At 35.3% G+C, this 1508-nt stretch carries 2 protein-coding genes; one reads left to right on the top strand and one right to left on the bottom strand.

Annotation, left to right across the window (positions count from 1 at the left end):
* Positions 1 to 180: 180 nt before the first annotated feature.
* Complete coding sequence (locus BM241_RS12115) at positions 181 to 1014, bottom strand: hypothetical protein (RefSeq protein WP_092282913.1); 834 nt, start codon at positions 1012 to 1014, stop codon at positions 181 to 183.
* A 222-nt stretch (positions 1015 to 1236) separates the two neighbouring features.
* Here BM241_RS12115 and tnpA point away from each other — a divergent pair.
* Positions 1237 to 1508 (top strand): IS200/IS605 family transposase (gene tnpA, locus BM241_RS12120; RefSeq protein WP_092282914.1); only part of this gene is annotated, 272 nt, incomplete at its 3' end.

The following is a 1508-nucleotide window of genomic DNA, read 5'->3' on the forward strand; positions in this document are numbered from 1 at the left end:
TACGAGAGAGCGTATAAGGTATCTCCCGTGAAGGGGAGTAGTGGCCGAGTGGCGCGGCCCGTGGCTGTGTCGTTCCTATTGGGGTGGCACGGTGTTACTGAACCGAAGCGCAAGGATAAACTTTTGCGTACATCCGCTTGAGGATGCCCCTCAATTTATTGAGGGGAGGACGTCACAAATTTAAAATTCTAATAACTTAAAGCTAAATCTGACACTATCATCTGAAGCGGGATGAAGAGTTATAAATAATGCTTTATAGGTTAAAGAATAGGATAAATTTAATCTAGATGAAGTATCGTCTGCATATGATACACATATTCTTTTATCAGGAGTGGGTGTTGTTGGTTTTGCATTAAAATATGCATGTCCTTTTACGAAAGCTTTTCTGGCATAATATTTTGTTGTTTCCCATCCATATCCATCATAATAGTATTTTGGTATGTTCCATCCATATCCATACAAAGTTGCAGTAGAAGGTCTTGATAAATCTTCTGTCATCTCCCAAGCATCACCTGGACTAACTTTATACCACATTCTTAAATTGTATTTGCTTGGCACTAAATACCATCCTTCAGGTAATACAAAAGCAAAAGTATCGTTAGCTACCTTGTTTGGAACTTTCCATTCGAATGTTGGATATATATGATATACTCCACTACTATCTTTGAATGATGTAACCGTCAAGGATAATTCAGAATGTGGTATAGCATTTGGACTTATATCACCGTCATCTGTATTCGGGAAAGTAATTGTTTCCTCATTATATCCGCTAAAAATTAAATTTTTCGTAGTATCAATGGTTTCGTATATATAAGTTTTAAGCTGCTCATCTAAGGCTTTAACCATATCTAATGGCATGCCTGTTTCGAGCAAGAATTCATCAATTTCATTTATATTATAACTAGCAGGTTGTGTGCTATAATCAGGGTTTTTCTCTTTTACTGTTTTACATCCTGAGCCTAAAGTAGATATAATTAAGAGGCTTATTAATAAACATTTTACTAATTTTTTCATAGACCTTCTTCCCTCTCTTTATGCTGTAAAAGTTATGGAAATAAGTTCATTAAAGGCATCCTATTTATCCATTATATTTATTTTACAACCATTATATTTATTTTACAAGAATTCTGCAGAAAGCCTCGTCCTTGTAGGGCGGGGATGAATGCAAGGGTTGAAACTGAGAACCAAGTATGATATAATTAAACCAAATCTTGGAATTAAGAAGGTTGGTTTAGAATGAATACCTACAAATCCACACGACATGCTAAATTCCTAATCAACTACCACTTTGTTTGGATACCAAAGTACAGAAAAGACTTTTTAAAAGACCCTGAAGTAAAAAATACAGTTGAAGAAACAATCAGGGAACTATCCAAGACATACAAGTTTGATATTTTAGCACTTGAAATAATGCCTGACCATATTCATCTATTTATTTCTGCACTTCCAAGGTATTCTCCAAGCGAACTTATTAATGTTATAAAGGGCGCTACTGGCAGGAAGATAGG

Origin of the sequence: Caldicoprobacter faecalis (genome assembly GCF_900115765.1) — a bacterium.
Taxonomy (GTDB): Bacteria; Bacillota; Clostridia; order Caldicoprobacterales; family Caldicoprobacteraceae; genus Caldicoprobacter; species Caldicoprobacter oshimai.